The sequence below is a fragment of the Ruegeria sp. SAZA006 genome, assembly GCF_059613465.1.
Genome location: NZ_JBXWSO010000016.1, coordinates 24,847 through 46,715, shown reverse-complemented (window position 1 = coordinate 46,715; position 21,869 = coordinate 24,847). Strand labels below are relative to the sequence as shown.

General features: G+C 60.0%; 24 protein-coding genes. 11 read left to right on the top strand and 13 right to left on the bottom strand.

Going from position 1 to position 21,869, the window contains the following annotated elements:
• Positions 1-10 precede the first annotated feature (10 nt).
• A complete protein-coding gene (gene hrcA / locus AC2FNZ_RS15375; protein WP_093963901.1) occupies positions 11-1,075 on the bottom strand; it encodes a heat-inducible transcriptional repressor HrcA in 1,065 nt (354 codons plus the stop codon).
• A 113-nt stretch (positions 1,076-1,188) separates the two neighbouring features.
• On the opposite strand from hrcA, the gene rph reads away from it, so the two are divergent.
• Genes rph through AC2FNZ_RS15355 form a run of 4 tightly spaced genes read left to right on the top strand, consistent with a single transcriptional unit; the run spans position 1,189 to position 4,013 of the window.
• Positions 1,189-1,902, top strand: a complete 714-nt coding sequence (rph, locus tag AC2FNZ_RS15370) for a ribonuclease PH (protein ID WP_005979825.1) — start codon at positions 1,189-1,191, stop codon at positions 1,900-1,902.
• Positions 1,899-2,513 (top strand): RdgB/HAM1 family non-canonical purine NTP pyrophosphatase, encoded by a 615-nt coding sequence (rdgB, locus tag AC2FNZ_RS15365; protein ID WP_496841164.1) that lies wholly within the window; start codon positions 1,899-1,901, stop codon positions 2,511-2,513. Before rph ends, rdgB begins: the two co-directional genes overlap by 4 nt.
• Positions 2,503-3,657, top strand: a complete 1,155-nt coding sequence (gene hemW, locus AC2FNZ_RS15360) for a radical SAM family heme chaperone HemW (RefSeq protein ID WP_496841163.1) — start codon at positions 2,503-2,505, stop codon at positions 3,655-3,657. Before rdgB ends, hemW begins: the two co-directional genes overlap by 11 nt.
• 2 nt (positions 3,658-3,659) lie before the next feature.
• Positions 3,660-4,013 (top strand): YbaN family protein, encoded by a 354-nt coding sequence (locus tag AC2FNZ_RS15355; RefSeq protein WP_093963898.1) that lies wholly within the window; start codon positions 3,660-3,662, stop codon positions 4,011-4,013.
• Here the strand turns inward: AC2FNZ_RS15355 and AC2FNZ_RS15350 are convergent.
• From AC2FNZ_RS15350 to AC2FNZ_RS15320, 7 genes are all read right to left on the bottom strand, one after another.
• Positions 4,003-4,899, bottom strand: a complete 897-nt coding sequence (locus AC2FNZ_RS15350; RefSeq protein WP_496841162.1) for a ParB/RepB/Spo0J family partition protein — start codon at positions 4,897-4,899, stop codon at positions 4,003-4,005. The genes AC2FNZ_RS15355 and AC2FNZ_RS15350 overlap by 11 nt on opposite strands.
• 20 nt (positions 4,900-4,919) lie before the next feature.
• Positions 4,920-5,723, bottom strand: coding sequence for a ParA family protein (locus AC2FNZ_RS15345; protein ID WP_093963896.1), 804 nt, complete (start codon positions 5,721-5,723; stop codon positions 4,920-4,922).
• A complete protein-coding gene (gene rsmG / locus AC2FNZ_RS15340) occupies positions 5,716-6,339 on the bottom strand; it encodes a 16S rRNA (guanine(527)-N(7))-methyltransferase RsmG (protein ID WP_496841161.1) in 624 nt (207 codons plus the stop codon). Before rsmG ends, AC2FNZ_RS15345 begins: the two co-directional genes overlap by 8 nt.
• Positions 6,336-8,204 (bottom strand): tRNA uridine-5-carboxymethylaminomethyl(34) synthesis enzyme MnmG, encoded by a 1,869-nt coding sequence (mnmG, locus tag AC2FNZ_RS15335; RefSeq protein WP_496841160.1) that lies wholly within the window; start codon positions 8,202-8,204, stop codon positions 6,336-6,338. The genes rsmG and mnmG overlap by 4 nt, the downstream gene beginning before the upstream one ends.
• Before the next feature lie 12 nt (positions 8,205-8,216).
• On the bottom strand, positions 8,217-9,503 hold the full coding sequence (mnmE, locus tag AC2FNZ_RS15330; RefSeq protein ID WP_496841159.1) for a tRNA uridine-5-carboxymethylaminomethyl(34) synthesis GTPase MnmE: 1,287 nt from the start codon (positions 9,501-9,503) through the stop codon (positions 8,217-8,219).
• Between the two features lie 31 nt (positions 9,504-9,534).
• Positions 9,535-10,806 carry a transcription termination factor Rho gene (rho, locus tag AC2FNZ_RS15325; RefSeq protein ID WP_093963893.1) on the bottom strand — a complete coding sequence of 424 codons (1,272 nt, stop codon included), beginning with the start codon at positions 10,804-10,806 and terminating at the stop codon, positions 9,535-9,537.
• Between the two features lie 135 nt (positions 10,807-10,941).
• Positions 10,942-11,391, bottom strand: coding sequence for a CopD family protein (locus tag AC2FNZ_RS15320; protein WP_093963892.1), 450 nt, complete (start codon positions 11,389-11,391; stop codon positions 10,942-10,944).
• Positions 11,392-11,794: 403 nt separating this feature from the next.
• Here AC2FNZ_RS15320 and AC2FNZ_RS15315 point away from each other — a divergent pair, with 403 nt between their 5' ends.
• Genes AC2FNZ_RS15315 through dnaQ form a run of 4 tightly spaced genes read left to right on the top strand, consistent with a single transcriptional unit; the run spans position 11,795 to position 14,529 of the window.
• Complete coding sequence (locus AC2FNZ_RS15315; RefSeq protein ID WP_093963891.1) at positions 11,795-12,394, top strand: Maf family protein; 600 nt, start codon at positions 11,795-11,797, stop codon at positions 12,392-12,394.
• The gene (locus AC2FNZ_RS15310; protein WP_093963890.1) at positions 12,391-13,224 is read left to right on the top strand and encodes a shikimate dehydrogenase; all 834 of its coding nucleotides are present in this window, start codon (positions 12,391-12,393) and stop codon (positions 13,222-13,224) included. Before AC2FNZ_RS15315 ends, AC2FNZ_RS15310 begins: the two co-directional genes overlap by 4 nt.
• Positions 13,221-13,814: a dephospho-CoA kinase gene (gene coaE, locus AC2FNZ_RS15305; protein ID WP_093963889.1), complete on the top strand. Its 594-nt coding sequence runs from the start codon at positions 13,221-13,223 to the stop codon at positions 13,812-13,814. Before AC2FNZ_RS15310 ends, coaE begins: the two co-directional genes overlap by 4 nt.
• Positions 13,807-14,529 (top strand): DNA polymerase III subunit epsilon, encoded by a 723-nt coding sequence (dnaQ, locus tag AC2FNZ_RS15300; protein WP_496841158.1) that lies wholly within the window; start codon positions 13,807-13,809, stop codon positions 14,527-14,529. Before coaE ends, dnaQ begins: the two co-directional genes overlap by 8 nt.
• A gap of 25 nt (positions 14,530-14,554) precedes the next feature.
• Here dnaQ and secB read toward each other — a convergent pair whose 3' ends face one another.
• The gene (gene secB / locus AC2FNZ_RS15295; protein WP_475145577.1) at positions 14,555-15,055 is read right to left on the bottom strand and encodes a protein-export chaperone SecB; all 501 of its coding nucleotides are present in this window, start codon (positions 15,053-15,055) and stop codon (positions 14,555-14,557) included.
• A 54-nt stretch (positions 15,056-15,109) separates the two neighbouring features.
• Positions 15,110-15,604 (bottom strand): FxsA family protein, encoded by a 495-nt coding sequence (locus AC2FNZ_RS15290; RefSeq protein ID WP_496841157.1) that lies wholly within the window; start codon positions 15,602-15,604, stop codon positions 15,110-15,112.
• A 108-nt stretch (positions 15,605-15,712) separates the two neighbouring features.
• Between AC2FNZ_RS15290 and AC2FNZ_RS15285 the strand changes: the two genes are divergently transcribed.
• Genes AC2FNZ_RS15285 through AC2FNZ_RS15275 form a run of 3 tightly spaced genes read left to right on the top strand, consistent with a single transcriptional unit; the run spans position 15,713 to position 17,996 of the window.
• Positions 15,713-16,372: a Tim44/TimA family putative adaptor protein gene (locus AC2FNZ_RS15285; protein ID WP_170368987.1), complete on the top strand. Its 660-nt coding sequence runs from the start codon at positions 15,713-15,715 to the stop codon at positions 16,370-16,372.
• Complete coding sequence (gene mltA / locus AC2FNZ_RS15280) at positions 16,369-17,409, top strand: murein transglycosylase A (protein ID WP_496834668.1); 1,041 nt, start codon at positions 16,369-16,371, stop codon at positions 17,407-17,409. Before AC2FNZ_RS15285 ends, mltA begins: the two co-directional genes overlap by 4 nt.
• Positions 17,409-17,996 (top strand): Smr/MutS family protein, encoded by a 588-nt coding sequence (locus tag AC2FNZ_RS15275; protein ID WP_496841156.1) that lies wholly within the window; start codon positions 17,409-17,411, stop codon positions 17,994-17,996. The genes mltA and AC2FNZ_RS15275 overlap by 1 nt, the downstream gene beginning before the upstream one ends.
• On the opposite strand, the gene AC2FNZ_RS15270 is transcribed toward AC2FNZ_RS15275, so the two are convergent.
• The 3 genes from AC2FNZ_RS15270 to hslU all read right to left on the bottom strand — a co-directional run bounded on the left by AC2FNZ_RS15270 (position 17,993) and on the right by hslU (position 21,716).
• Entirely contained in the window at positions 17,993-19,138 is a 1,146-nt protein-coding gene (locus tag AC2FNZ_RS15270; protein ID WP_496841155.1) for an MFS transporter, read from the bottom strand. The genes AC2FNZ_RS15275 and AC2FNZ_RS15270 overlap by 4 nt on opposite strands.
• Positions 19,139-19,209: 71 nt before the next feature.
• Positions 19,210-20,307: an alpha/beta hydrolase gene (locus tag AC2FNZ_RS15265; protein ID WP_093963881.1), complete on the bottom strand. Its 1,098-nt coding sequence runs from the start codon at positions 20,305-20,307 to the stop codon at positions 19,210-19,212.
• Between the two features lie 101 nt (positions 20,308-20,408).
• Entirely contained in the window at positions 20,409-21,716 is a 1,308-nt protein-coding gene (gene hslU, locus AC2FNZ_RS15260; RefSeq protein WP_170340657.1) for an ATP-dependent protease ATPase subunit HslU, read from the bottom strand.
• Positions 21,717-21,869 lie beyond the last annotated feature (153 nt).

The window sequence follows — 21,869 nt, the reverse complement described above, 5'->3', positions numbered from 1 at the left end:
CTTTTACCCTCTAGCTCCGATCGGAAATCAGCTTCCCAACCAGTTGCGCCGTGTAGTCCACGATCGGCACGATCCGCCCATAGTTCAGACGGGTCGGCCCGATCACGCCAACGGCGCCGATTATCTTTCGATCAGCGTTCATATAAGGAGACACCACCAAAGAGGAACCCGAAAGTGAGAAAAGTTTGTTCTCGGAACCGATAAAAATGCGCACACCTTCGCCTTCCTCGGTCAATTCGAGGAATTCGGCAATGTCACGCTTGCGTTCCAGATCGTCAAACAGGACCCGGATTCGCTCCAGCTCCTCTTCTTGACCGGTTTCGCCCAGCAGATTCGCCCGCCCGCGCACGATCAGACGCGCCGAGTCCGACGCCTCACCCTCCCAGGCCGCAAGGCCGCTTTCCACAAGCTCGCGGGCCAGCACGTCGATCTCTTGCCTGCGCGCTGCGATTTCGGTCTGGATCATCCGGCGCACATCAGACAGTTTCCGGCCCTCGATCAGGGCGTTCAGGAAATTGGCCGCCTCACGCATCGAACTGGGCGTCTGACCCGGTGGTGGCGTGAACAGCCGGTTCTCCACATGGCCATCTGCGAAAACCAAAACCACCAGGGCCCGGTCATGGCCCAGGGAAACGAACTCGATATGCTTGATTTCAGATTCGTGCTTGGGTGTCAGCACCAGCGACGCGCCATGCGTGACGTTCGACAAGGCAGCCCCGACGCGATCCAGCATACCGCTGACATCACCGGAATTGCTGCCCAGTGTCTCATCCAGCTTCTTGCGGTCGTCCTCGCCCAGGTCGCCAACTTCCAGCAGGCCGTCGACGAACATGCGCAACCCGACCTGTGTGGGCACCCGGCCGGCGCTGACATGCGGACTGCCCAAAAGGCCCAGAAACTCGAGATCCTGCATGACATTGCGAACCGTTGCCGCACTGACTTTTTCACTGAGCGACCGGCTGAGGGTGCGGCTGCCGACAGGCTCGCCGCTTTCCAGATAGCTTTCGACGATCAGGCGAAACACTTCCCGCGACCGGTCGTTCAACTCGTCCAGAATTTTGCTCGCTTCACTCATCGGTGGTTCCCTTGCTGGGTGGCCATTAAATAGCTGCCAACAGAAAGGTCAATCGGGGTTGCATCGCTGCCATGCCGGGCGTTATCCCCAAGCCAGCAGACAAAGGATATCTCATGCGACCCTCTGGACGAGATTTAAGCGAAATGCGCCCGGTTTCAATCGAGACCGGGTTTACCAAACATGCCGAAGGTTCCTGCCTGATCAAGATCGGCGACACCCATGTTTTGTGCACCGCCACGATCGAAGATCGCGTGCCGCCCTTCATCAAGGGGTCGGGATTGGGCTGGGTCACCGCCGAATACGGTATGCTGCCCCGCGCGACCAACACCCGGATGCGGCGCGAGGCCGCCAGCGGCAAACAGGGTGGCCGGACCGTCGAGATCCAGCGCCTGATCGGCCGTGCCCTGCGCGCCGGGGTCGACCGCGTCGCCCTGGGCGAACGCCAGATCACCGTCGATTGTGACGTACTGCAGGCCGATGGCGGCACCCGCTGCGCCTCGATCACCGGCGGCTGGGTCGCGCTGCGGCTGGCGGTGAACAAGCTGATGAAGGCCGGCGACGTGATCACGGACCCGCTGGTCGATCCGGTCGCCGCCGTATCCTGCGGCATCTATGCCGGCCAGCCCGTTCTGGACCTGGACTATCCCGAAGACAGCGAAGCCGGCGTTGACGGAAACTTCATCATGACCGGCTCGGGCAAGCTGATCGAGGTGCAGATGAGCGCCGAAGGTTCGGTCTTCAGCCGCGCGCAGATGGATCAGCTGATGGAACTGGCCGAAAAAGGCGTGTCCGAGCTGGTGGCCGCGCAAAAGGCCGCCACCGCATGACCCGCCGGTTCGAAGGTGATCGGCTGCTGGTGGCCACGCACAACAAAGGCAAGCTCGAGGAGATGGCCCATCTGCTCGAGCCCTTTGGCGTGACCGTCGTGGGCGCGGCCGAGATGAACCTGCCCGAACCCGAAGAGACCGAGGACACGTTCGTCGGCAACGCGCGCATCAAGGCCCACGCGGCCGCACAGGCCACTGGTCTGCCGGCCCTGTCCGACGATTCCGGCATCACCATCGATGCGCTGGATGGCGCGCCGGGCGTGTACACCGCCGACTGGGCCGAAACCGGAAATGGCCGCGATTTCCTGATGGCCATGACCCGCGCCCACACCGAGCTTGAGGCGCGCAACGCTCCGCATCCACGCACCGCCCAGTTCCGCTGTACGTTGGTTCTGGCCTGGCCCGACGGCGATGACGAGGTGTTCGAGGGCGTCGCACCCGGTCATCTGGTCTGGCCGATCCGTGGCAAGGACGGGTTCGGCTATGATCCGATGTTCGTCCCTGACGGATTCGACATTACCTTTGCCGAGATGGATCGCTGGGAAAAGAACAAGATCAGCCACCGTGGTCGCGCGGTGGAACTGTTCGTGAAAGGCTGCTTTGGCGGATGATTGGCGCAACGGGGGCTTTGGCCTGTACGTGCATTGGCCCTTTTGCGAGGCCAAGTGCCCCTATTGCGACTTCAACAGCCATGTTTCCAGAAATATTGATCAAAAACAATGGCTTGACGAATATCTGTCCGAGCTGAAGCGCTCGGCCACTGAAACCCCCGACCGGGTTCTGAACACGATCTTCTTTGGCGGCGGCACCCCATCGCTGATGGCGCCCGAAACCGTCGCCGCCGTGATCGACACCGCCCGCAGCCTGTGGCGACCCGCCAATGACATGGAAATCACGCTCGAGGCCAATCCCGGCTCGGTCGAGGCCGGACGGTTCGCCGCCTATCGCGATGCGGGCGTGAACAGGATCTCGATGGGCATTCAGGCGATGAATGACGAAGATCTGAGGCGGCTGGGCCGCATCCATAGCGTGGCCGAGGCACGCGCCGCCTTCGACATTGCCCGCACCTGTTTCGACAGGGTCAGCTTCGACCTGATCTATGCCCGCCAGTACCAAACGCCTGAAGCCTGGCGCGCCGAGCTGACCGAGGCGCTGTCGATGGCGATCGACCATCTGTCACTGTACCAGCTGACCATCGAGGCAGGCACTGCCTTTGGCGACCGCTACTCGGTCGGCAAGCTGCGTGGCCTGCCCGAGGACGACAACGCCGCCGACATGTACCTGGCCACGCAAGAGGTCTGCGAAGCCCACGGCATGCCCGCCTACGAGGTGTCGAACCACGCCGTTCCCGGGGCCGAGTCGCGGCACAACCTGATCTATTGGCGCTATGGCGATTATGTCGGCATCGGACCGGGTGCCCATGGGCGGATCACGGTAGATGGCCAACGGATCGCAACCGAAACCCATCTGGCACCGACCGCGTGGCTGAATGCCGCTACGCAAGGAAATGGCGAAAAGCTGCGGACCCCCCTGACCGACGAAGAACAAGCGAACGAATACCTCATGATGTGTCTTCGCTTGACTGAAGGTCTAGATATGGACCGTTTCAATTGCCTGTCCGGCCACCCTTTGCCGCAACCCAAACTGGACTACCTGCAAGACATCGGAATGATCACCCAAGACGGGCCACGCGTTTCCGCCACTGCTGACGGCCGCGCGGTTCTCAATGCGGTGATCCGTGAGTTGCTGGATTAGACATGCACTATTTGTGGGCCACACTGGGATTGCTCTGCGTTGCGTTGGCCATGATCGGTGTTGCCCTGCCCCTGCTTCCCACCGTTCCGTTCCTATTGCTGGCCGCCTTCTGTTTCGCGCGCTCTTCTTCCCGGCTGCACAACTGGCTGATGTCTCACCGAACCTTCGGCCCGTTGATCCTTGATTGGCAAACCTCGGGCGCGATCCGGCCAGCCGCAAAAAAGGCGGCGACCCTGTCGGTTGCCGCCGTCTTTGGTTTGTCGGTTCTAGTCTCTGTGCCCAGCCATGTCCTGATTATTCAGGCCGTGACCTTGGGCGCGGTGATGATCTTTATCTGGTCACGCCCTAACGGCTGAGCTTGGCACACAGATCATCCAGTTGATCCAGGTTTTCATAGGTCAACACCAACTGCCCGGTCTCGGTTCCGGGCTTGTGGTTGATGACCACCTTCATCGCCAGAATCGCAGAAAGGTCTTTTTCCAAAGCCCGCGTATCCGCGTCCTTACCTGCATTCAGGTCACGCGACCGCGGTGCGGGACGATCCTTGTCGCCCTGTTGTTGCTTCTTGACCAGTGCCTCGGTCGCGCGGACTGACAAGCCGTCTTTTACGACAATTTTCGCCAGTTCGGACGGATTTTCCGCCGTGATAAGGGCGCGCGCGTGTCCGGCCGAAAGTTTACCCTCAATAACAAGGGCTTGAACGTCACTTGGCAGTGAAAGCAGCCTCAGAAGGTTGGCAATATGGCTGCGGCTCTTGCCCAGGGCTTCGGCCAGCTTTTCCTGGGTGTGGCCGAACCGATCCATCAATTGCTTGAAGCCAGCGGCCTCCTCCACGGCGTTCAGATCAGCCCGCTGGATATTCTCGATGATGGCGACTTCCAGAACTTCGGTGTCGTCAAATTCGCGCACGATGACCGGAATGTCGTGCAACTGCGCCATCTGCGCGGCGCGCCAGCGGCGCTCACCCGCGACGATTTCATATTCTCCGCCGCCAACCGGGCGAACGATCAGGGGCTGGATGATCCCTTTCTCTTTGACCGAGGCAGCAAGCTCGTCCAGTTGATCCTGCGAGAATGTACGGCGCGGCTGATTCGGGTTTGCCCGCAGCTTCTCGATCGGAACCTTCAAGTCCGGCCGACGTGGTTCAGCCGTGACCCGGCCTTCAGGATCCTGTGATACATCCGCCATCAAGGCGGACAAGCCGCGCCCCAATCCGCGAGGTTTTCCTTTTCTGGCGCTCACTTCGCCCTCCTGACAGCCGCTCAGGCAGCCACTTTCTTGTTCTTTTGCATGATTTCGCGTGCCAGATGCCGGTACGCCATCGCCCCCAGAGACCCCGAGTCATATTGAAGGACCGGAAGTGCAAATGACGGCGCTTCGCTGACCCTGACATTTCTGGGTATCTTGGTTTTAAATACCATCTCTCCTAGATTGTCACGCGCATCCTTTTCGACCTGCCGGGACAAGTTGTTGCGGTTGTCATACATGGTCAACACAATACCTTCGATTCTGAGGTCTGGATTCGCGGTCTGGCGAACCTCTCGAATCGTCAGCATCAGTTGCGACAGGCCTTCCAGTGCAAAGAACTCGCTTTGCAACGGAACCAAAACCGAATGCGCCGCCACCATCGCGTTGACTGTCAGCAGATTGAGGGACGGCGGGCAGTCGATCAGAACGAAATCAAAACTGAACTTGTCGATTGCCGGTTGCCTGAGCGCGTCGTGCAGCAAGTAGCTGCGTTTTTCATTCGAGATCAGCTCAATGTCTGCCGAGCTGAGGTCAACCGTAGCCGGAACGATACTGAGGTTTTCGATTTCGGTTTCCTGCACGACGGCCTCCAAGGGTGCCTCGTCCAGGATCAAGTCATACGTGGTCCAATCACGATCCTCGACCCCAAGCCCGGTGGACGCGTTTCCCTGCGGGTCCAGATCCACGACCAGAACCTTGCATCCCGCCTCGGCCAAACCAGCCGCCAGATTGATCGCTGTCGTAGTCTTGCCAACCCCACCCTTCTGATTGGCAACTGCCATGATACGAGGTCCTGCAGGGCGCGACAGATCAACCACGTGAGACTCCTTTGATCTTCAGGATGACAGCCTGGGGGTCAGTTAAACTATTAGCTGTCTCCGTGGTAAAATTCCATTCCCGTTGTGCCGCGTCGATTTCTTTTTTCCAGGTGGCGCCTTTGGGAAACACGGCCACCCCATCTTCCTTTAAATGCCTGTCACAAAATGACAATAAGGTCGTCAGGTCCGCGAGTGCCCTTGCGGACAGGACATCAGCGCCCAAGGGATCCACAACCTCGATCCGCTTTGAAATCACCGAGCAGTTGGCCTTGGTTTCTCGAATGACGGTCCGCAAAAACGCCGATTTTCTCTGATCGCTCTCAACCAGGGCAAATTCCGTCTCGGGCGATGTTTCAGAGGCCAGTATCGCGCAGACCAGCCCGGGAAATCCGCCACCGCTGCCCAGGTCGACCCAGTGATTCTTTGGCTCAACCAAATGAAAGACCTGGATCGAGTCCTTTACGTGCCGCGACCAAACCTCAGGCAGAGTGCTGCGCGAAACCAAGTTTATCTTCGGATTCCACTTTCGCAGTAGATTGACAAAGATTGACAGCTTTTTGAATGTTTCACGTGAAACATTCAAGCCATCGGGCGAAGCGCACGAGTCGCCGTTCATGCCTTTTTTGCTCTCTGACTGCTTCTGAGTTTCGCCAGTACCAAGGTCAAAGCAGCAGGTGTAACACCCTCCACGCGGCTCGCTTGGGCAATGTTTGCTGGTCGCGCGGTTGACAGCTTCTGCTTCAACTCATTCGAAAGGCCTGTGAGCGAGGAATAGTCAAAATCCGCAGGTATGGCATGGGTTTCGTCGCGCTTCATGGCTTCGACATCTCGTTGTTGCCGAGCTATGTAGTTGGTGTATAGCGCGTCCCTTTCGATCTGCCGACGGGTGTCTTGGTCGACACCGTCCAGCTGCTGGATCAGCGGCACAAGGTCCTCGAAGCACACGTTCGGAAAAGCCAAGATTGCCATTCCGTCCCTGCGGTTACCATCCTGATTCACTTCGATGCCAGCTGCGCGAATTTCCTTGGGGGTATAAGTCCTTTCGGTTAGTACTGACTTCACAGCGCCCAGCTTTTCCATTTTTATTTCAAAAGCCAGGCGACGATGATCCGATATACACCCAATTTCCAGGCCTTGCGGCGTAAGGCGTTGATCCGCATTGTCGGCACGTAAGGACAGACGGAACTCGGCGCGCGAGGTGAACATCCGATACGGTTCCGCCACGCCCCGTGTGGTCAGATCGTCAATCATCACACCAATATAGCTGTTAGCTCGGGTAAAATGAATTGCATCTCGCCCCTGAACTTCCAGCGCGGCATTCAGGCCCGCGACCAAGCCTTGAGCGGCCGCTTCCTCATATCCTGTGGTTCCGTTGATCTGCCCCGCAAGATATAGTCCCGGGATCTCAGGTAAGGCCAAGGACGCTTTCAACACACGCGGGTCCACATAGTCGTATTCGATGGCATAACCCGGCTGTAAGATCTCTGCCGCCTCAAGGCCTTTGATGGAATGGACGTACTCCACTTGGACATCCTGAGGCAGCGAAGTCGAAATCCCGTTTGGATACACGGTGTGGTCATTGACCCCCTCAGGCTCCAGGAAAATCTGATGGGAGTCCTTGTCCGCAAACCGAACGATCTTGTCTTCGATCGAAGGGCAATATCGCGGCCCCACTCCCTCGATATGCCCTCCATACATCGCGGAACGGGTCAGGTTCTTTTCGATGATTTCATGGGTTCGCGCGTTCGTATGAGTGATTCCGCAAGAGATTTGCGGCGCCACCGGTGTTATGGACAGAAATGAGAACATGGTCGGGTCATCATCACCATCCTGTCGTTCCAATCCGTCCCAGTCGATCGTGCGTCCATCAAGTCGAGGAGGCGTTCCTGTTTTCAGCCGCGCCATCGGCAGGTCATAGCTATCCAAACGCTCAGCCAGTCGCACAGACGGCCTGTCGCCCATACGGCCTCCGGGCCTCTGAACATCGCCAATATGGATCACACCCCGCAGAAACGTTCCCGAGGTCAGTATAACCGCTTTCGCCGGAATTTCAGATCCGTCAGACAGAACCACCCCGGCAACGCGATGGCCGTCCATTCGGAAATCTATGACTTCTCCGGTAATGACCTCGAGGTTCTTGCGCGCCATTGTTTCCTGTTGCATTGCAGCCCGGTACAGCGCGCGGTCGGCCTGCGCACGGGGCCCTTGAACAGCCGGCCCTTTACGACGGTTCAGAAGGCGAAACTGAATTCCCGCCCGGTCTGCAACCCGTCCCATAACGCCGTCCAGCGCGTCGATCTCTCGAACCAGATGGCCTTTTCCAAGTCCGCCGATCGCTGGATTGCAAGACATGACACCGATGTCGGTTTCCGAAAATGTCACCAAAGCTGTCTGCGCACCCATCCGCGCCGCAGCGTGGGCCGCCTCGGCCCCTGCATGTCCCGCTCCGATAACGACGACGTCAAACTCCGAATGTTTCACGTGAAACACTCCTCATTTACCCAAACAAAAGCTGGCGAATATTTCGTCCAGCAGATTTTCCACATCTACCCGACCAACCAAAGACTCCAACGCGCGGATGGCGGTCCGCAGCTCTTCTGCTGCAATATCGTACAGGTCCGGGCCAGAATCCAGAACCCTGAGTGCTTCGGACAGAGCGGCCGAGGATTTCAGCATTGCAACACGATGGCGTTCCCGGGTGGCAATACCAGATCTGGCGGTTCTGTCTCTCAAAACTACCGATATGTTGTGAATCAGGCGATCGATTCCCTGACCTGTCTTCCCCGACACACCCTCGGTCCCATCTGAACGAAGGTCGGATTTCGGCAGTACCTGGATGTCGCCGGATTGCATACCGATTCCCAACGCTTCGGGGTCCTCGGTCAGAAATACGCGAAGGTCGGCATTTTCCGCCCGCTTTCTGGCCAGAGCAATCCCAAGACCCTCTACATGGTCCTCGGTTTCGCGTAACCCGGCCGTATCCAGCAACGTGACCGGCAGACCTGCCAAGTCCATCCGCACCTCGATTATGTCGCGGGTGGTGCCAGCATATTCCGAAGTAATTGCCGCCTCCCGGCCCGCGAGCGCATTCAGCAAGGTCGACTTGCCCGCGTTCGGTGGGCCGACGATAGCCACTTCAAAGCCGGAGCGGATCCGCTCGGCAATCCTCACGCCCTTCGCCTCCCGCTCCAGATCCGCCATGACAGCATTCACAAGCGATCGGACTTCGGGTGACACATCCGTTGGCACGTCTTCATCGGCAAAATCGATGACCGCCTCCAGCAATGAGGCCGCCCGGATCAAATCCCGCCGCCACCGTTCCGCCAGGTCGCCCAACTCGCCAGCCAGAATGGTCTGAGCCTGCTTGCGCTGGGCCTCGGTCTCTGCGTCGATCAGATCGGCCAGGCCTTCGACCTGGGCAAGGTCCATCTTCCCATTTTCAAGAGCACGCCGGGTGAACTCGCCCGGTTCAGCCAGTCGCAGATCCGGCATTTCGGACAGGACGCGCAGAACCGCGTTGACCGAAGCCGTGCTGCCATGGATCTGCAGCTCGGCAACATCTTCGCCGGTAAAGCTGGACGGACCGTGGAAGGTCAGGACCAGCCCGTCATCCAGACGCGACCCGTCAGGTGCCTGCAACTCACGCAGGCACATGCCACGCAACGGCAAATCTCCACCCGACAGAACTTTGGCCGCGTGGTGCGATTGCGGTCCTGACAGGCGGATCACAGCGACCCCTGCCTTGCCTTGCGCGCTGGCCAAGGCGAATATCGTTTCCATTCGAAGGCCTCGCGTCGGTTACAAGACCGTATCAGGTATTCATCGAGTCGAAGAACTCGGAATTGGTCTTGGTCTGTTTCAGCTTGGACAACAGGAACTCGATCGCGTCGGTTGTGCCCATCGGGTTGAGGATACGGCGCAGAACGAAGGTTTTGGCCAGATCGCCCTTGTCGACCAGCAGGTCCTCTTTGCGGGTGCCGGACTTGAGGATGTCGATCGCCGGGAACACCCGCTTGTCTGCGATCTTGCGATCCAGAACGATCTCCGAGTTGCCGGTGCCCTTGAATTCTTCAAAGATCACTTCGTCCATCCGGCTGCCGGTGTCGATCAGCGCGGTGGCGATGATGGTCAGCGAACCGCCCTCTTCGATGTTGCGCGCCGCACCAAAGAATCGTTTGGGCCGCTGCAGGGCGTTGGCGTCCACACCACCGGTCAGAACTTTGCCGGATGACGGGACCACGGTGTTGAATGCCCTACCAAGTCTTGTGATCGAGTCGAGAAGAATAACAACATCTCGTTTATGTTCGACCAGGCGCTTGGCTTTTTCGATCACCATCTCGGACACGGCCACGTGGCGGGTCGCCGGTTCATCAAAGGTCGAGGATACCACCTCACCCTTCACCGAGCGTTGCATGTCGGTCACCTCTTCGGGGCGCTCGTCGATCAGCAGGACGATCAGGTAGCACTCCGGATGGTTGCGCTCGATCGAATGCGCGATGTTCTGCAGGATCACCGTTTTACCGGTCCGCGGCGGCGCCACGATCAGCGACCGTTGGCCCTTGCCGATCGGCGCAACCAGGTCGATCACCCGGGCCGACTTGTCCTTGATGGTCGGGTCCTCGATCTCCATCTTCAGCCGCTCGTCCGGATAGAGCGGCGTCAGGTTGTCAAAGGCGATCTTGTGTTTCGCCTTTTCCGGGTCTTCGAAGTTGATCTTGGTCACCTTCGTCAGCGCGAAATATCGCTCGTTCTCTTCGGGGGCCTTGATCTCGCCCTCGACCGTGTCGCCGGTGCGCAGCGAGTGCTGGCGGATCATCTCGGGCGAGACATAGATGTCGTCCGGGCCGGGCAAATAGTTCGCCTCGGGCGAGCGCAGAAAGCCGAAGCCGTCCTGCAGCACCTCAAGCACACCGTCGCCGCCCACGGTCCAGCCCTCATCCGCGCGTTCGCGCAGGATCTGGAACATCATCTCGCCCTTGCGCATGGTCGAGGCGTTTTCGATCTCGAGCTCTTCGGCCATGGCCAGAAGGTCTTTGGGGCTTTTGGCCTTCAGATCGGCCAGATTCAGGGATTCGGTTGTCATGATGATACGGACCTTGGCCGCAAGGGTGCGGCACAGCGTTGAATTTCAAACAGGAAGATGCGCCATCCGGACGGATGGGTTGATCCCTACATAAGGCCGGTCGCCGCCCGAGTCAAACCGGTGCGGAAATGGCCCTCAGAACTTCAGAATGACCGCCAGAACGATGATGACCATCAAAACGGTCGGAACCTCGTTCATCATGCGGTACTGGCGCCCTGTGAGCGTGTTGCGGCCTTCGACGAAATCCTTGCGCCGGGCCAACAGCCAGTGATGGAACCAGGTCATGCCGATCACCGCCGCGCCCTTGACCCAGGGCCAGGACCAGTCCCACCCGACGATGCCGGGAGTGAATACCATGATGAGGCCACAGACCCAGGCTACGATCATCGCCGGCCGCATGATCACGCGCAGCAGCTTTTCTTCCATTTCAAAGAAGATCTCTGGCGCGCCGTCGACGGCCTGCGCCTTTTCGACGTGATAGACGAACAGACGCGGCAGATAAAACAAACCCGCCATCCACGAGATCACCGCCATGATGTGCAGCGATTTCACCCAAGGGTACAGCGTGAAGAGAAGATCGGTCATCGGGTTTCCCGGTACTGGTCGGACCCTCCCTAATAAAAAAAATAGAAAAGAGAAAGGATGATGGTTTTGTAGGGTGGGCAAAATCCGTGGATTATTGTTTTGTCCGCCAGTTTTCCCCAGGTGGATGAATAAATTCCAAAACTGATTGATTCTGGTGATTTCATTTTTTACATAGTAAAAACAAATAGTTAAATTATACATCGCGGACCTGTCTTGGGGATAACTCAAGGGACATCTTTTGATGAACAGGAAGTCCCAAGATCCCGAGTTATCCTTGTCCCGACCGGACAGTCTTTGAGCGACTCAGGGAAGTTTCAGGCCGAAATCGCGGGCTTGCGTGTCAACCGGAAAACCATACAAACCGTTCAAGACCAATGATCCACTTGCCCACGGGGTTTTCCACATGACTGTCCCCATCGTACTTGCCTCGGGGTCCGAGATCCGCGCGCAGTTGCTGCGCAACGCCGGGGTGCCGTTCTCCGTCCAGGTCGCCCGCGTGGACGAGGATACTGCCAAACGCGCGCTTGTGGCCGAGGGCGCCCCGCCGCGCGACATCGCCGATGCTCTCGCCGAGCTCAAGGCGCGCAAGATCAGTGACAAGACGCCCGGCGCGATGGTTCTGGGCTGTGACCAGGTTCTGGATTTCGATGGACGTCTGCTGTCCAAGCCCAAAACGCCCGAAGACGCGCTGGCACAGTTGAAAGCTATGCGCGGCAAGCGCCACATGCTGCTGTCGGCAGCGGTGATCTATCAGAATGGCGAACCGGTCTGGCGCCATGTCGGTCAGGTGCGGTTGCGGATGCGCGCCAGTTCGGATGCCTATCTGAAGGGCTATGTCGCGCGCAACTGGGACAGCATCCGCCACGCGGTCGGGGCCTACAAGCTGGAAGAAGAAGGCGTGCGCCTGTTCACCAGCATTGACGGCGACTATTTTAACGTCTTGGGTATGCCCCTGCTGGAGCTGCTCAATTTTCTTGCGGTCCGAGGGGTGATCGAACAATGACCGACAACCGCATTCCACTGGCCGGAGTCATCGGACACCCGATTGCCCATTCCCGATCGCCTGCCCTGCATGGCTATTGGCTGAAGACTTATGGTTTGCCGGGCCATTATGTGCCGATGGATGTTGCGCCCGCCGACCTTGAAACGGTCCTGCGCAGCTTGCCCAAGGCCGGGTTCGTCGGGGCCAATGTCACCGTTCCGCACAAAGAGGCCGCGATGCGGCTGGCAGATCATGTGTCGGACCGTGCCTCGGTGATTGGGGCGGCGAATACGCTGGTGTTCCGGTCCGATGGCTCGATCCACGCGGACAATACCGACGGGTACGGGTTTATGCAGAACCTGCGTGCGGGTGCGCCGGATTGGGTGCCGCAGGATGGCCCGGCGGTGGTGTTCGGCGCGGGCGGGGCCGCGCGGGCGGTGCTGCAGGCGCTGGCCGAGGCCGGCGTGCCCGAAATCCTGCTGACCAACCGCACGCGGTCGCGCGCCGATCACCTGAAAGATGAATTCGGCCAGCGCATCACCGTGGTCGATTGGGTCCAGGCCGGAAACGTGATCGAAAACGCCGAGCTGGTGGTGAACACTACGTCGCTGGGCATGCAGGGTCAGCCCGAGCTGCGCGTCCCCTTGGACGGGTTGCAGCCGGGAACGGTGGTGACCGATCTGGTCTATACGCCATTGAAGACCCGCCTTCTGGAACAGGCCGAGGCTGCGGGCTGCACGGTCGTCGACGGGCTGGGCATGTTGCTGCATCAGGCGGTTCCGGGGTTCGAGCGGTGGTTCGGCCTGCGCCCCGAGGTCACGGAAGAAACCCGCGCAGCGGTTCTGGCATGAGTTTCTCTCTGGGTCTGACCGGGTCGATCGGCATGGGCAAAAGCACCACCGCCGACCTGTTCGCGCAGGAAGGCTGCGCCGTGTGGGATGCAGACGCCGCCGTGCATCGGCTGTATGCGGAAGGCGGCGCGGCGGTCGCGCCGATCCGCGCGGCATTTCCCGACGCGATCGAGGATGGGGCCGTCAGCCGTGACGCCCTGAAACGGATCATCAGCGCCGATCCGACCGCTTTGAAACGGATCGAATCCATCGTCCACCCGCTGGTGGCCCGAGATCGCGAGGCGTTTCGACAGGCGGCCAAGTCGGACATCCTTGTCTTTGATATTCCTCTGCTTTTCGAAACCGGCGGCGACGCGCAGATGGATGCGGTGGCCTGCGTTTCAATCCCCCCAGGCGAGCAGAAGCGCCGGGTCATGGCGCGGGGCACGATGACCGAGGCGCAGTTCGAGCAGATCCGCGCCAAGCAGATGCCGAATGACGAAAAATGCGCGCGGTCGGATTTCGTGATCGTCACCGACACTCTGGACCATGCCCGCGCACAGGTGCAGAATGTGGTCAGGCAGATCAGGGCAGGATTGGTAGATGCGTGAAATCGTACTGGATACGGAAACCACCGGATTCGATCCCGAAAGCGGCGACCGGATCGTCGAGATCGGCGCCATCGAGCTGTGGAACCACGTCGCCACTGGCGAGACCTATCACGTCTATATCAACCCCGAACGTTCTATGCCGGCCGAGGCTTTCGGCGTGCACGGCATCGGCCCTGACCTGCTGGAGCCGCCGCAACCTCCCGAACCGGGCCAGATCACCCTGAAGGACAAACCTGTCTTTGCGAAGGTCGGGCAGGCCTTCCGCGATTTCGTGGGGGATGCGCGGCTGGTGATCCACAACGCCTCATTCGACATGAAGTTCCTCAATGCCGAATTGGGATGGATGGGTCTGCCTCCGATCCCGATAGAGCAGGCGCTGGACACGCTCGCGATCGCGCGCAAGAGGTTTCCCGGCTCGCCCGCCTCGCTGGATGCCCTGTGCCGGAGGTTCAACATCGACAACTCGAACCGGGTTCTGCACGGCGCGTTGCTCGACTCGGAAATCCTGGCAGAGGTCTATCTGGAACTGATCGGCGGGCGGCAGCCCGATTTCGGCCTGTCCTCGGCGTCTGCCGAAAGCTCAACCGGTGGCGACATCTGGCGCCCCGGTCCACGGCCCAACCCACTGCAGCCCCGGATTACCGAGGATGAGCGTGCTGCGCATGATGCATTTGTCGAAAAGCTGGGCGAAAACGCCCTGTGGTCCCGCACCTGACCTGGGTCAGATGCGGGTTGCCTAGTCACGCTTCGGTTTTGTCGGACGCTTCGGCCTGACGGCGCATCAACTCGTTGCGGTACAGGCCGACGAAATCGATGTTGTCGAGGTTGACCGGCGGGTAGCCACCGTCGCGGGTGATGTCGCTGACGATGCGGCGCAGGTACGGGAACAGCATCCGCGGGCATTCGATCATCAGGAACGGGTGCAACTGATCATTCGGCACACCTTCCACGTGGAACAGGCCGCAATAATCGATCTCGCACAGGAACAGGATGTCCTCCAGACCCTTGGCCTTGGACTTGAGGTTCAGCTTGATCGACACCTCGTATTGGTGGTCTGCCGAGCGCTTTTTCGCATCCAGGTTCACCTGGACCGAGATCTCGGGCTGCACGTCGCCCGAGACGCCTTTTTGCGCCATCACGTTTTCAAAGGACATGTCCCGGATGAACTGTCCCAGAATGCGCATCTGGATTTGGGGGGCTGCCTGAGGCTGGGTTGTGCCGGCGGCGGTTTCTTCGGTCATGGATCCGCTCCAAAATTTAAATTCGCCACTGCTTATCAAGTTGGGCCGGGCACCTCAATGCTGGTGCGGCCCTTCCACCCATTTCGACGGTTGCGCGGGTTTTGTGCGCACTTCCGAATACTCTCCATCTATGATGTCATCCCCACCGAACGGATCGCGCGCCGCCCCGTATTGCGGGCTGGGGCCCATCTGGAACTGGGTAATCGTGACCCGCGACTTGAGATACCGAAAAACCGCGGCCCGCACCCCGGGAACCAGCAGCGCAAAGCCGATTGCGTCGGTGAAGAACCCGGGTGTCATCAGCAGAACACCCGACAGCAGGATCATCGCACCATTGGCCAGCGGTTCGGTCGGGTCGTCCAGTTCGGAAAAGGCGCGCTGTAGCTGACCCATCGCCATGCGACCTTGTGTCCGCACCATCGCAGTACCCAGAAAGGCGGTCAAAACCACGATTGCCAGCGTCGGCCACAGGCCGATCAGACCGCCGACCTGGATAAAAAGGGCGATTTCGATGATCGGCACCAATAAAAATGCCAAGAACAGATACATATGCGCTATCCTTTCCCATAGGCCGGGCTGTGGACTTGCCACCAACTGTCACCTACATAGTGACACGAGGCCGCGTGTACAAAGTCTCGGTGCTGAAAAGAGGACGAAATGAACTCACCCCTGATCCAGCTTCTGGTGCTGGCTGGCATAGCCATCTTCCTGATCCTGCGTCTCAGAAGCGTGCTGGGCACGCGCGAAGGCTTTGAAAAACCACCGGTGCCGCAGCAACCCGACACCGGGAAGTCGCGTCGTGATTTCGAAGTGATCGACGGCGGTCCGGATCGTGACATTACCGACCATGTCCCCGAAGACAGCGAATTGGCGCAGACGCTGGCTGCGATGAAGCGCGTCGAGTCGAGCTTTTCGGTCAGCGAGTTTCTGCAGGGCGCCCGTGGCGCCTATGAGCTGATCGTCATGGGGTTCGAGCGGGGCAACCTGGATGAAATCCAGCCCTTCCTGTCCGAGGAAGTGTTCGAAACCTTCGTCTCGGTTGTCGCCGATCGCGAGGACAAGGGCCTGACGATCGAGGCTGAGTTCATCGGTGTGCGTGAGATGGGTCTGGTGGATGCCCAATTCGACAAGGATTCCAACCGCGCCGAGATCACCGTGCGGTTCGTCGGCGAGCTGACGTCGGTCGTGCGTGACCGGGGCGGTGACATCATCGAAGGCAGCCCCAACACGATCAAACGCCAGAAGGACAGCTGGACTTTCGCCCGCGTCATGGGCGCGGATGATCCGAACTGGCTGCTTGTCGCCACGGACGCATGATCGGAACGCTCCGGTCGCTGATGCTGGTGGCGGTTCTGACCGCCGCCAATGCCGCCGGAGCCGAGGCGACGCGATCCATCCTGTCATTTGCTGACCTTGACGGCTGGGCCGAGGATGACCACGGCGCGGCCTTGTCCGTTTTTCTGGACACGTGCGGGGATCTGGACGATCCGGACTGGCGTTCGTTGTGTGCAGCCGCAGGGACATACGAGCCCGATGCCGCGCGCGCCTTTTTCGAATTGTTCTTCCGGCCCATCCTGATCGAGGACGAAAAGGCCCCGCTGTTCACCGGATATTTTGAACCGGAATTGAACGGCTCGCGGACGCGGACTGAAACCTACAGATACCCGGTCTACAAGATGCCGCCCGAGGCGCGGGAGGCCGGGCAATGGCTCAGCCGGCGCGAACTGCTGACCAGCGACGTGATGAAAGGCCGGGGCTTGGAAATCGCCTGGGTCGATGACCCGGTCGAGTTGTTTTTTCTACAGATTCAAGGCTCGGGGCGCATCCGTTTGCCGGATGGCAGTTCCGTGCGTGTTGGATATGGCGGGGCCAACGGCCACCCATATCGGTCGGTTGGGGTTGAACTGGTCCGGCGCGGTATTCTGGGTGCGCATGATGTGAGCGCCCGGATGATCCAGTCGTGGGTGCGCAAGAACCCCGAGATTGGGGCCGAGCTTTTGATGCACAACCCGTCCTACGTATTTTTCCGCGAGGTTTCGCGGGTGGCTGCAGACCGCGGTCCTTTGGGCGCAATGAACCGGTCGATCACCGCAATGCGCAGCATCGCCGTGGATCCGGCCTATACCCCGCTGGGCGCGCCAGTCTGGGTCGAAAAAGACGGCAGGACTCCGCTGCGGCGCTTGATGATCGCACAGGACACCGGCTCGGCAATCAAGGGCGCACAACGGGCCGACATCTTTTTCGGAACCGGGGACGCCGCAGGACAGGCAGCGGGCCAGCTCAAGGATCCCGGCCGCATGATCGTTCTGCTGCCGATCCAACGCGCCTATGCCATGCTGCCGGATGAGTTCTGATGACCCGCCGCAAGCTGACCGAAGACGAGATTGAATTGTGGCACAAGGTGACCCGGCAGACCGAGCGGCTGCACCCGGAGATTCCCCAATCCGTTCACCCATCGACATTGCCGAAACCCAAGCCGCGAAAAACCCCCAAAGCGCGGATAGACGCCTTTGAACTGGGTCAGAATGCACCTGCAAACGGGCGCGGCCACAGCTTGAAGCCCGCAATCGGCGACAGCCTGCGCGCCGCACCCGTACAGATGGACAGCAAGGCCTTTGCGCGGATGAAACGCGGCAAGCTGAAGCCCGAAGGCAAGCTGGACCTGCACGGAATGCGGGTCGATACGGCCCATCCTGCTCTGATCCGGTTCATCCTGTCGGCGCAGGCATCGGGAAAACGACTGGTTCTGGTGGTCACCGGCAAAGGCAAGGACAGAGACGAACCCGGCCCGATCCCGACGCCCCGCGGTGTGCTGCGCAACCAGGTGCCTCAGTGGCTGAATTTGCCGCCGCTGGCCCAAGCGGTTCTTCAGGTCAGTCCCGCCCATATCAGCCATGGCGGTGATGGGGCTTACTACGTGTATCTGAGGCGGGTCCGCTAAAGCAGCCGCCGGGCCCTGTGAATACCGATCCAGACTATGCCGCACGTTGCCACGAAAAACCAGGCGATCCACAGGAACTGCGTGCTGAGCGGCACGCCCAGATCGATCAACCCGCCAGTCAGGCCGGGCCCGACAGCAGACCCCAGCACCATGACGGCGGCAGCCATCGCCTTGATCGCGCCGATGTGACGGGTGCCGTAGAACTCGGCCCAGAACGCGGCGGGCAGCGTACTGTTGGCGCCGACCGAAATGGCAAGACAGGACAAACCGATTACGGCGCCGGGGATTGTCTGGACAAACGCAAACAGGGCAAACCCGGCAGCCATCGGAATCTGATAGAACGGCATCATCCGCGCCGTGCCCCATCTGTCCAACGCCCAGCCCGAGGCGAACATCGCCAAGATCGACACCCCGGTATAGACCGGAAACAACGCAACCAGTTGGATATGGGCCCAGCCCTTGGTCTGCGCCAGATGGACCTGGTGAAAGAAGAACGCAGTAATGAATGCCGAAGGTCCCATGAGCGCCGGCATCATGAACCAGAAAAGCGGGTTCAATAGCGTTTCGCGCCGGGTCCAGTGCCGCCCAAGCATCCCGGTCGCGCTGGTTTCCCGGGCTAGGCTTTGTGGTGTCCGTTCCTGACGCAGCATTCGCATCAACGCGGGTATTCCCAACAACGCGATGGCGGCGGAGAGCGCCCAAAGAAAATGCCAGTCGATAAAGGCCATGGCGGCGACGAACAGCACGGGCAGCAAGGCTTCGCCGACGGCAAATCCCAGCGTTGCGATGGAGAGCGCCCTGCCCCGCGTGGCCGTGAACCACCGGGCCATCGCAACCATGGCAATGTGGCTGCACATGCCCTGGCCGAACAGACGCAGCAGAAAGATGACCACGGGCAACAGGATCACCCAGTGATTGACCGCCATCGCCAGCGCGGCACACGCAAGCCCAAGCAGGACAGCCGGGCCCAGCACTCGGACACGATAGATGTCTGTCAGCCCTCCGGCCCAGATCATGACAATCGCGGAAACAGTCGTACCCAAGGAATAAAGACCGCCCCATGCGCCGTGGCTGAGGCCGAACTCGGCCCGGATCTGACCGGCGAAGATCGAAATGAAAAAGGTCTGCCCGAAACTGGACATGAAGGTCAGCAAGACCCCCGCGCCCAACCACGGAGCATTGTCCGCAAGGAAAAGGCGGACCCCGCGCCCAATCACGGAGTGCTGACCCGCACCTGCCCGGTTTCGGTCAGAACAACCTCAGTCGCGCCGGCATCGTTTCGCACGGCCGGCGGCACAAGAAGATCAATACCACCCTGATCCCGGCCAAAGGTCCTGCTGACCCGGCCCGCCGCGTTGAGAATCGACAGAAGTGCCGGAGATGTGGCGGCTACGAAATGCGAGGATTCCGCATCCTTGTTGAAGGCCGTGGTGTCAATGATGCTGACCGGGTACTGCGCCAGCTTCTCGGTCGAGCTGATGTTGCCCAGCCGCTCACCCTTGGCAGTTCCGCGCAGGCGTCCGGACACGTTCAAGATCTTGTCTTTGCGCGAGACCATGATCACAAATTGCTCGGGCGGAGATTTGATCACCGCCATCTGCGACCGGAACACGTCAACGTCGAGATCGGGCGAGATCAGCAACACACCTTCCAGATTGCGCCGCGACCAGCCCGGCTCGCGCAGCTCGGCTTGGCGCATCATCTCCATGGTCAGCGCGCCTCCCATCGAGTGCGCAACGATCAGCACGCGCGGGACGCCCAGGGATTTCAGCGTAGAGATGGTTTGTTGCAGACCGTCGCGGGCAAACAGCATGCTGTCCAGATCATAGGCATAGCCCGATCCGGACCCTCGGCTGGGCCAGGAATAGACCAACGTCTTGCCAGGCAGGCCGATGTCGTGAGCCAACTGAGCCGCGCGAAAAACGGTTTCGGTCTGGGTGGCGTTGTAGCCATGAACAAAAATCGTAACTTCCTTGGCGCCGTTCAGCCGTGCTTTCAGATCCTGCTCGGACGGAAATTCTCGCACACCGGCCAAAACGAATTGCCGGCTCGGGGTCGGGTCCGAATAGGAAAACTCAAGCGTCCCGGGGCGGTGGTTCGGCGGGATCGAGACGGTGGTTTCGAGGAATTGCAGGCGGTCAGCGCGACGATACCCGTAAGAGCCATCGGCCTCGCGTGCGCGGGTGGTCGCCGCGAACACGGTCTGCGCCGTGCCGACGTCCAACGCTTCGGGCAAGGTGACCGAGATGGATCGGTCAACGCAGCCTCCCAAAACGGAAACCGTGACGAAAATGATCAGATAGCGCAGCACGGAACGATCCCAGACCAACAGTTACGTGCTACGCATAGCGTAACCTGCCGACGCGTCCAGATAATTGCGCAGGACCAACCGGCAAAAACCGGCTGATCATGTTACAGAACGTAACGGCTCAGGTCCGTGGATTTGGTCAGCTCACCAAGGTTTTCATCCACAAAGGCCGCGTTGACCACGATTTCCGCGCCGGCACGGTCAGGCGCGACAAAGGACAGATCTTCGAAAACGCGTTCCATCACGGTGTAAAGGCGCCGGGCGCCGATATTCTCGACGCTCTGGTTCACTTCGGCGGCGATCCGGGCCAGCGCGGCGATCCCGTCTTCGGTAAAGCTGACGGTGACGTTTTCGGTGCCCATCAAAGCCGTATACTGGCGGGTCAGCGCGTTGTCCGTCTCGGTCAGGATGCGCACGAAATCCTCTTCGGTCAGCGCGCGCAGCTCGACCCGGATCGGCAGACGCCCCTGCAGTTCGGGCAACAGGTCCGAAGGCTTGGCGATATGGAACGCGCCGCTGGCGATGAACAGAATGTGGTCGGTCTTGACCGGGCCGTGCTTGGTGGAGACGGTCGTGCCTTCGATCAGGGGCAGTAGGTCGCGCTGCACGCCTTCGCGGCTGACATCCCCGCCGCGGGTTTCTGCGCGAGCGCAGACCTTGTCGATCTCGTCCAGAAATACAATGCCATTCTGCTCGACCGATTCCAGTGCCGCGCGGGTGACGGCCTCGTCATCCAGCAACTTATCGGCCTCTTCTCCGATCAGGATGTCATAGCTTTCGGCAACGCTCATGCGGCGCTTGACGGTGCGCCCGCCGAAAGCTTTGCCGAAAATGTCGCCCAGGTTCATCATGCCCATCTGTCCACCCGGCTGGCCTGGAATGTCGAACATCGGCATCGGGTTGGACGTATCGGCCAATTCAAGTTCGATCACCGTGTCGTCCAGCTCGCCGGATTTCAGCTTCTTGCGGAACATCTCGCGGGTGCTCTCGCGGGCGTCCGAGCCGGCGATGGCCTCGATCACACGGTCCTCGGCGGCTTGATGCGCCTTGGCTTTGACCTCTTCGCGCATGTATTCACGGGTCTGGATGATCGCGGCATCGGCCAGATCGCGGATGATCTGTTCGACATCGCGGCCGACATAGCCGACCTCGGTGAATTTGGTCGCTTCGACCTTGATGAAAGGCGCGCGCGCCAGCTTGGCCAGGCGGCGGCTGATCTCGGTTTTGCCCACGCCGGTGGGCCCGATCATCAGGATATTCTTGGGATAGACCTCGTCGCGGATGTCATCCGCCAACTGCTTGCGCCGCCAGCGGTTGCGCAGGGCCACGGCGACAGCGCGCTTGGCATCCTTCTGCCCGATGATGAAACGATCCAGTTCCGAGACGATCTCGCGCGGGGTCAGGTCGGTCACAGGGCAGTCCTTTCGATGGTCGGCAGTCAGCTGCGGCTTAGGTAAGCACGGGGTCGGCAAAAACAACCGAGACCGCACATTTGGCCGCGTTGGTTAACAATGACCCGGCGCCAATGCAATTCTTTCCTGACCTCCATGTTGGGAGATTTCGGT

Bases quoted from the DNA above. Each gene is read 5' to 3' on its own strand.
- hrcA (WP_093963901.1), bottom strand. From the start codon at position 1,075: ATGAGTGAAGCGAGCAAAATTCTGGACGAGTTGAACGACCGGTCGCGG.
- rph (WP_005979825.1), top strand. From the start codon at position 1,189: ATGCGACCCTCTGGACGAGATTTAAGCGAAATGCGCCCGGTTTCAATC.
- rdgB (WP_496841164.1), top strand. From the start codon at position 1,899: ATGACCCGCCGGTTCGAAGGTGATCGGCTGCTGGTGGCCACGCACAAC.
- AC2FNZ_RS15355 (WP_093963898.1), top strand. From the start codon at position 3,660: ATGCACTATTTGTGGGCCACACTGGGATTGCTCTGCGTTGCGTTGGCC.
- rsmG (WP_496841161.1), bottom strand. From the start codon at position 6,339: ATGAACGGCGACTCGTGCGCTTCGCCCGATGGCTTGAATGTTTCACGT.
- mnmE (WP_496841159.1), bottom strand. From the start codon at position 9,503: ATGGAAACGATATTCGCCTTGGCCAGCGCGCAAGGCAAGGCAGGGGTC.
- rho (WP_093963893.1), bottom strand. From the start codon at position 10,806: ATGACAACCGAATCCCTGAATCTGGCCGATCTGAAGGCCAAAAGCCCC.
- AC2FNZ_RS15320 (WP_093963892.1), bottom strand. From the start codon at position 11,391: ATGACCGATCTTCTCTTCACGCTGTACCCTTGGGTGAAATCGCTGCAC.
- AC2FNZ_RS15315 (WP_093963891.1), top strand. From the start codon at position 11,795: ATGACTGTCCCCATCGTACTTGCCTCGGGGTCCGAGATCCGCGCGCAG.
- AC2FNZ_RS15310 (WP_093963890.1), top strand. From the start codon at position 12,391: ATGACCGACAACCGCATTCCACTGGCCGGAGTCATCGGACACCCGATT.
- coaE (WP_093963889.1), top strand. From the start codon at position 13,221: ATGAGTTTCTCTCTGGGTCTGACCGGGTCGATCGGCATGGGCAAAAGC.
- dnaQ (WP_496841158.1), top strand. From the start codon at position 13,807: ATGCGTGAAATCGTACTGGATACGGAAACCACCGGATTCGATCCCGAA.
- secB (WP_475145577.1), bottom strand. From the start codon at position 15,055: ATGACCGAAGAAACCGCCGCCGGCACAACCCAGCCTCAGGCAGCCCCC.
- AC2FNZ_RS15290 (WP_496841157.1), bottom strand. From the start codon at position 15,604: ATGTATCTGTTCTTGGCATTTTTATTGGTGCCGATCATCGAAATCGCC.
- AC2FNZ_RS15285 (WP_170368987.1), top strand. From the start codon at position 15,713: ATGAACTCACCCCTGATCCAGCTTCTGGTGCTGGCTGGCATAGCCATC.
- mltA (WP_496834668.1), top strand. From the start codon at position 16,369: ATGATCGGAACGCTCCGGTCGCTGATGCTGGTGGCGGTTCTGACCGCC.
- AC2FNZ_RS15275 (WP_496841156.1), top strand. From the start codon at position 17,409: ATGACCCGCCGCAAGCTGACCGAAGACGAGATTGAATTGTGGCACAAG.
- AC2FNZ_RS15270 (WP_496841155.1), bottom strand. From the start codon at position 19,138: ATGTCCAGTTTCGGGCAGACCTTTTTCATTTCGATCTTCGCCGGTCAG.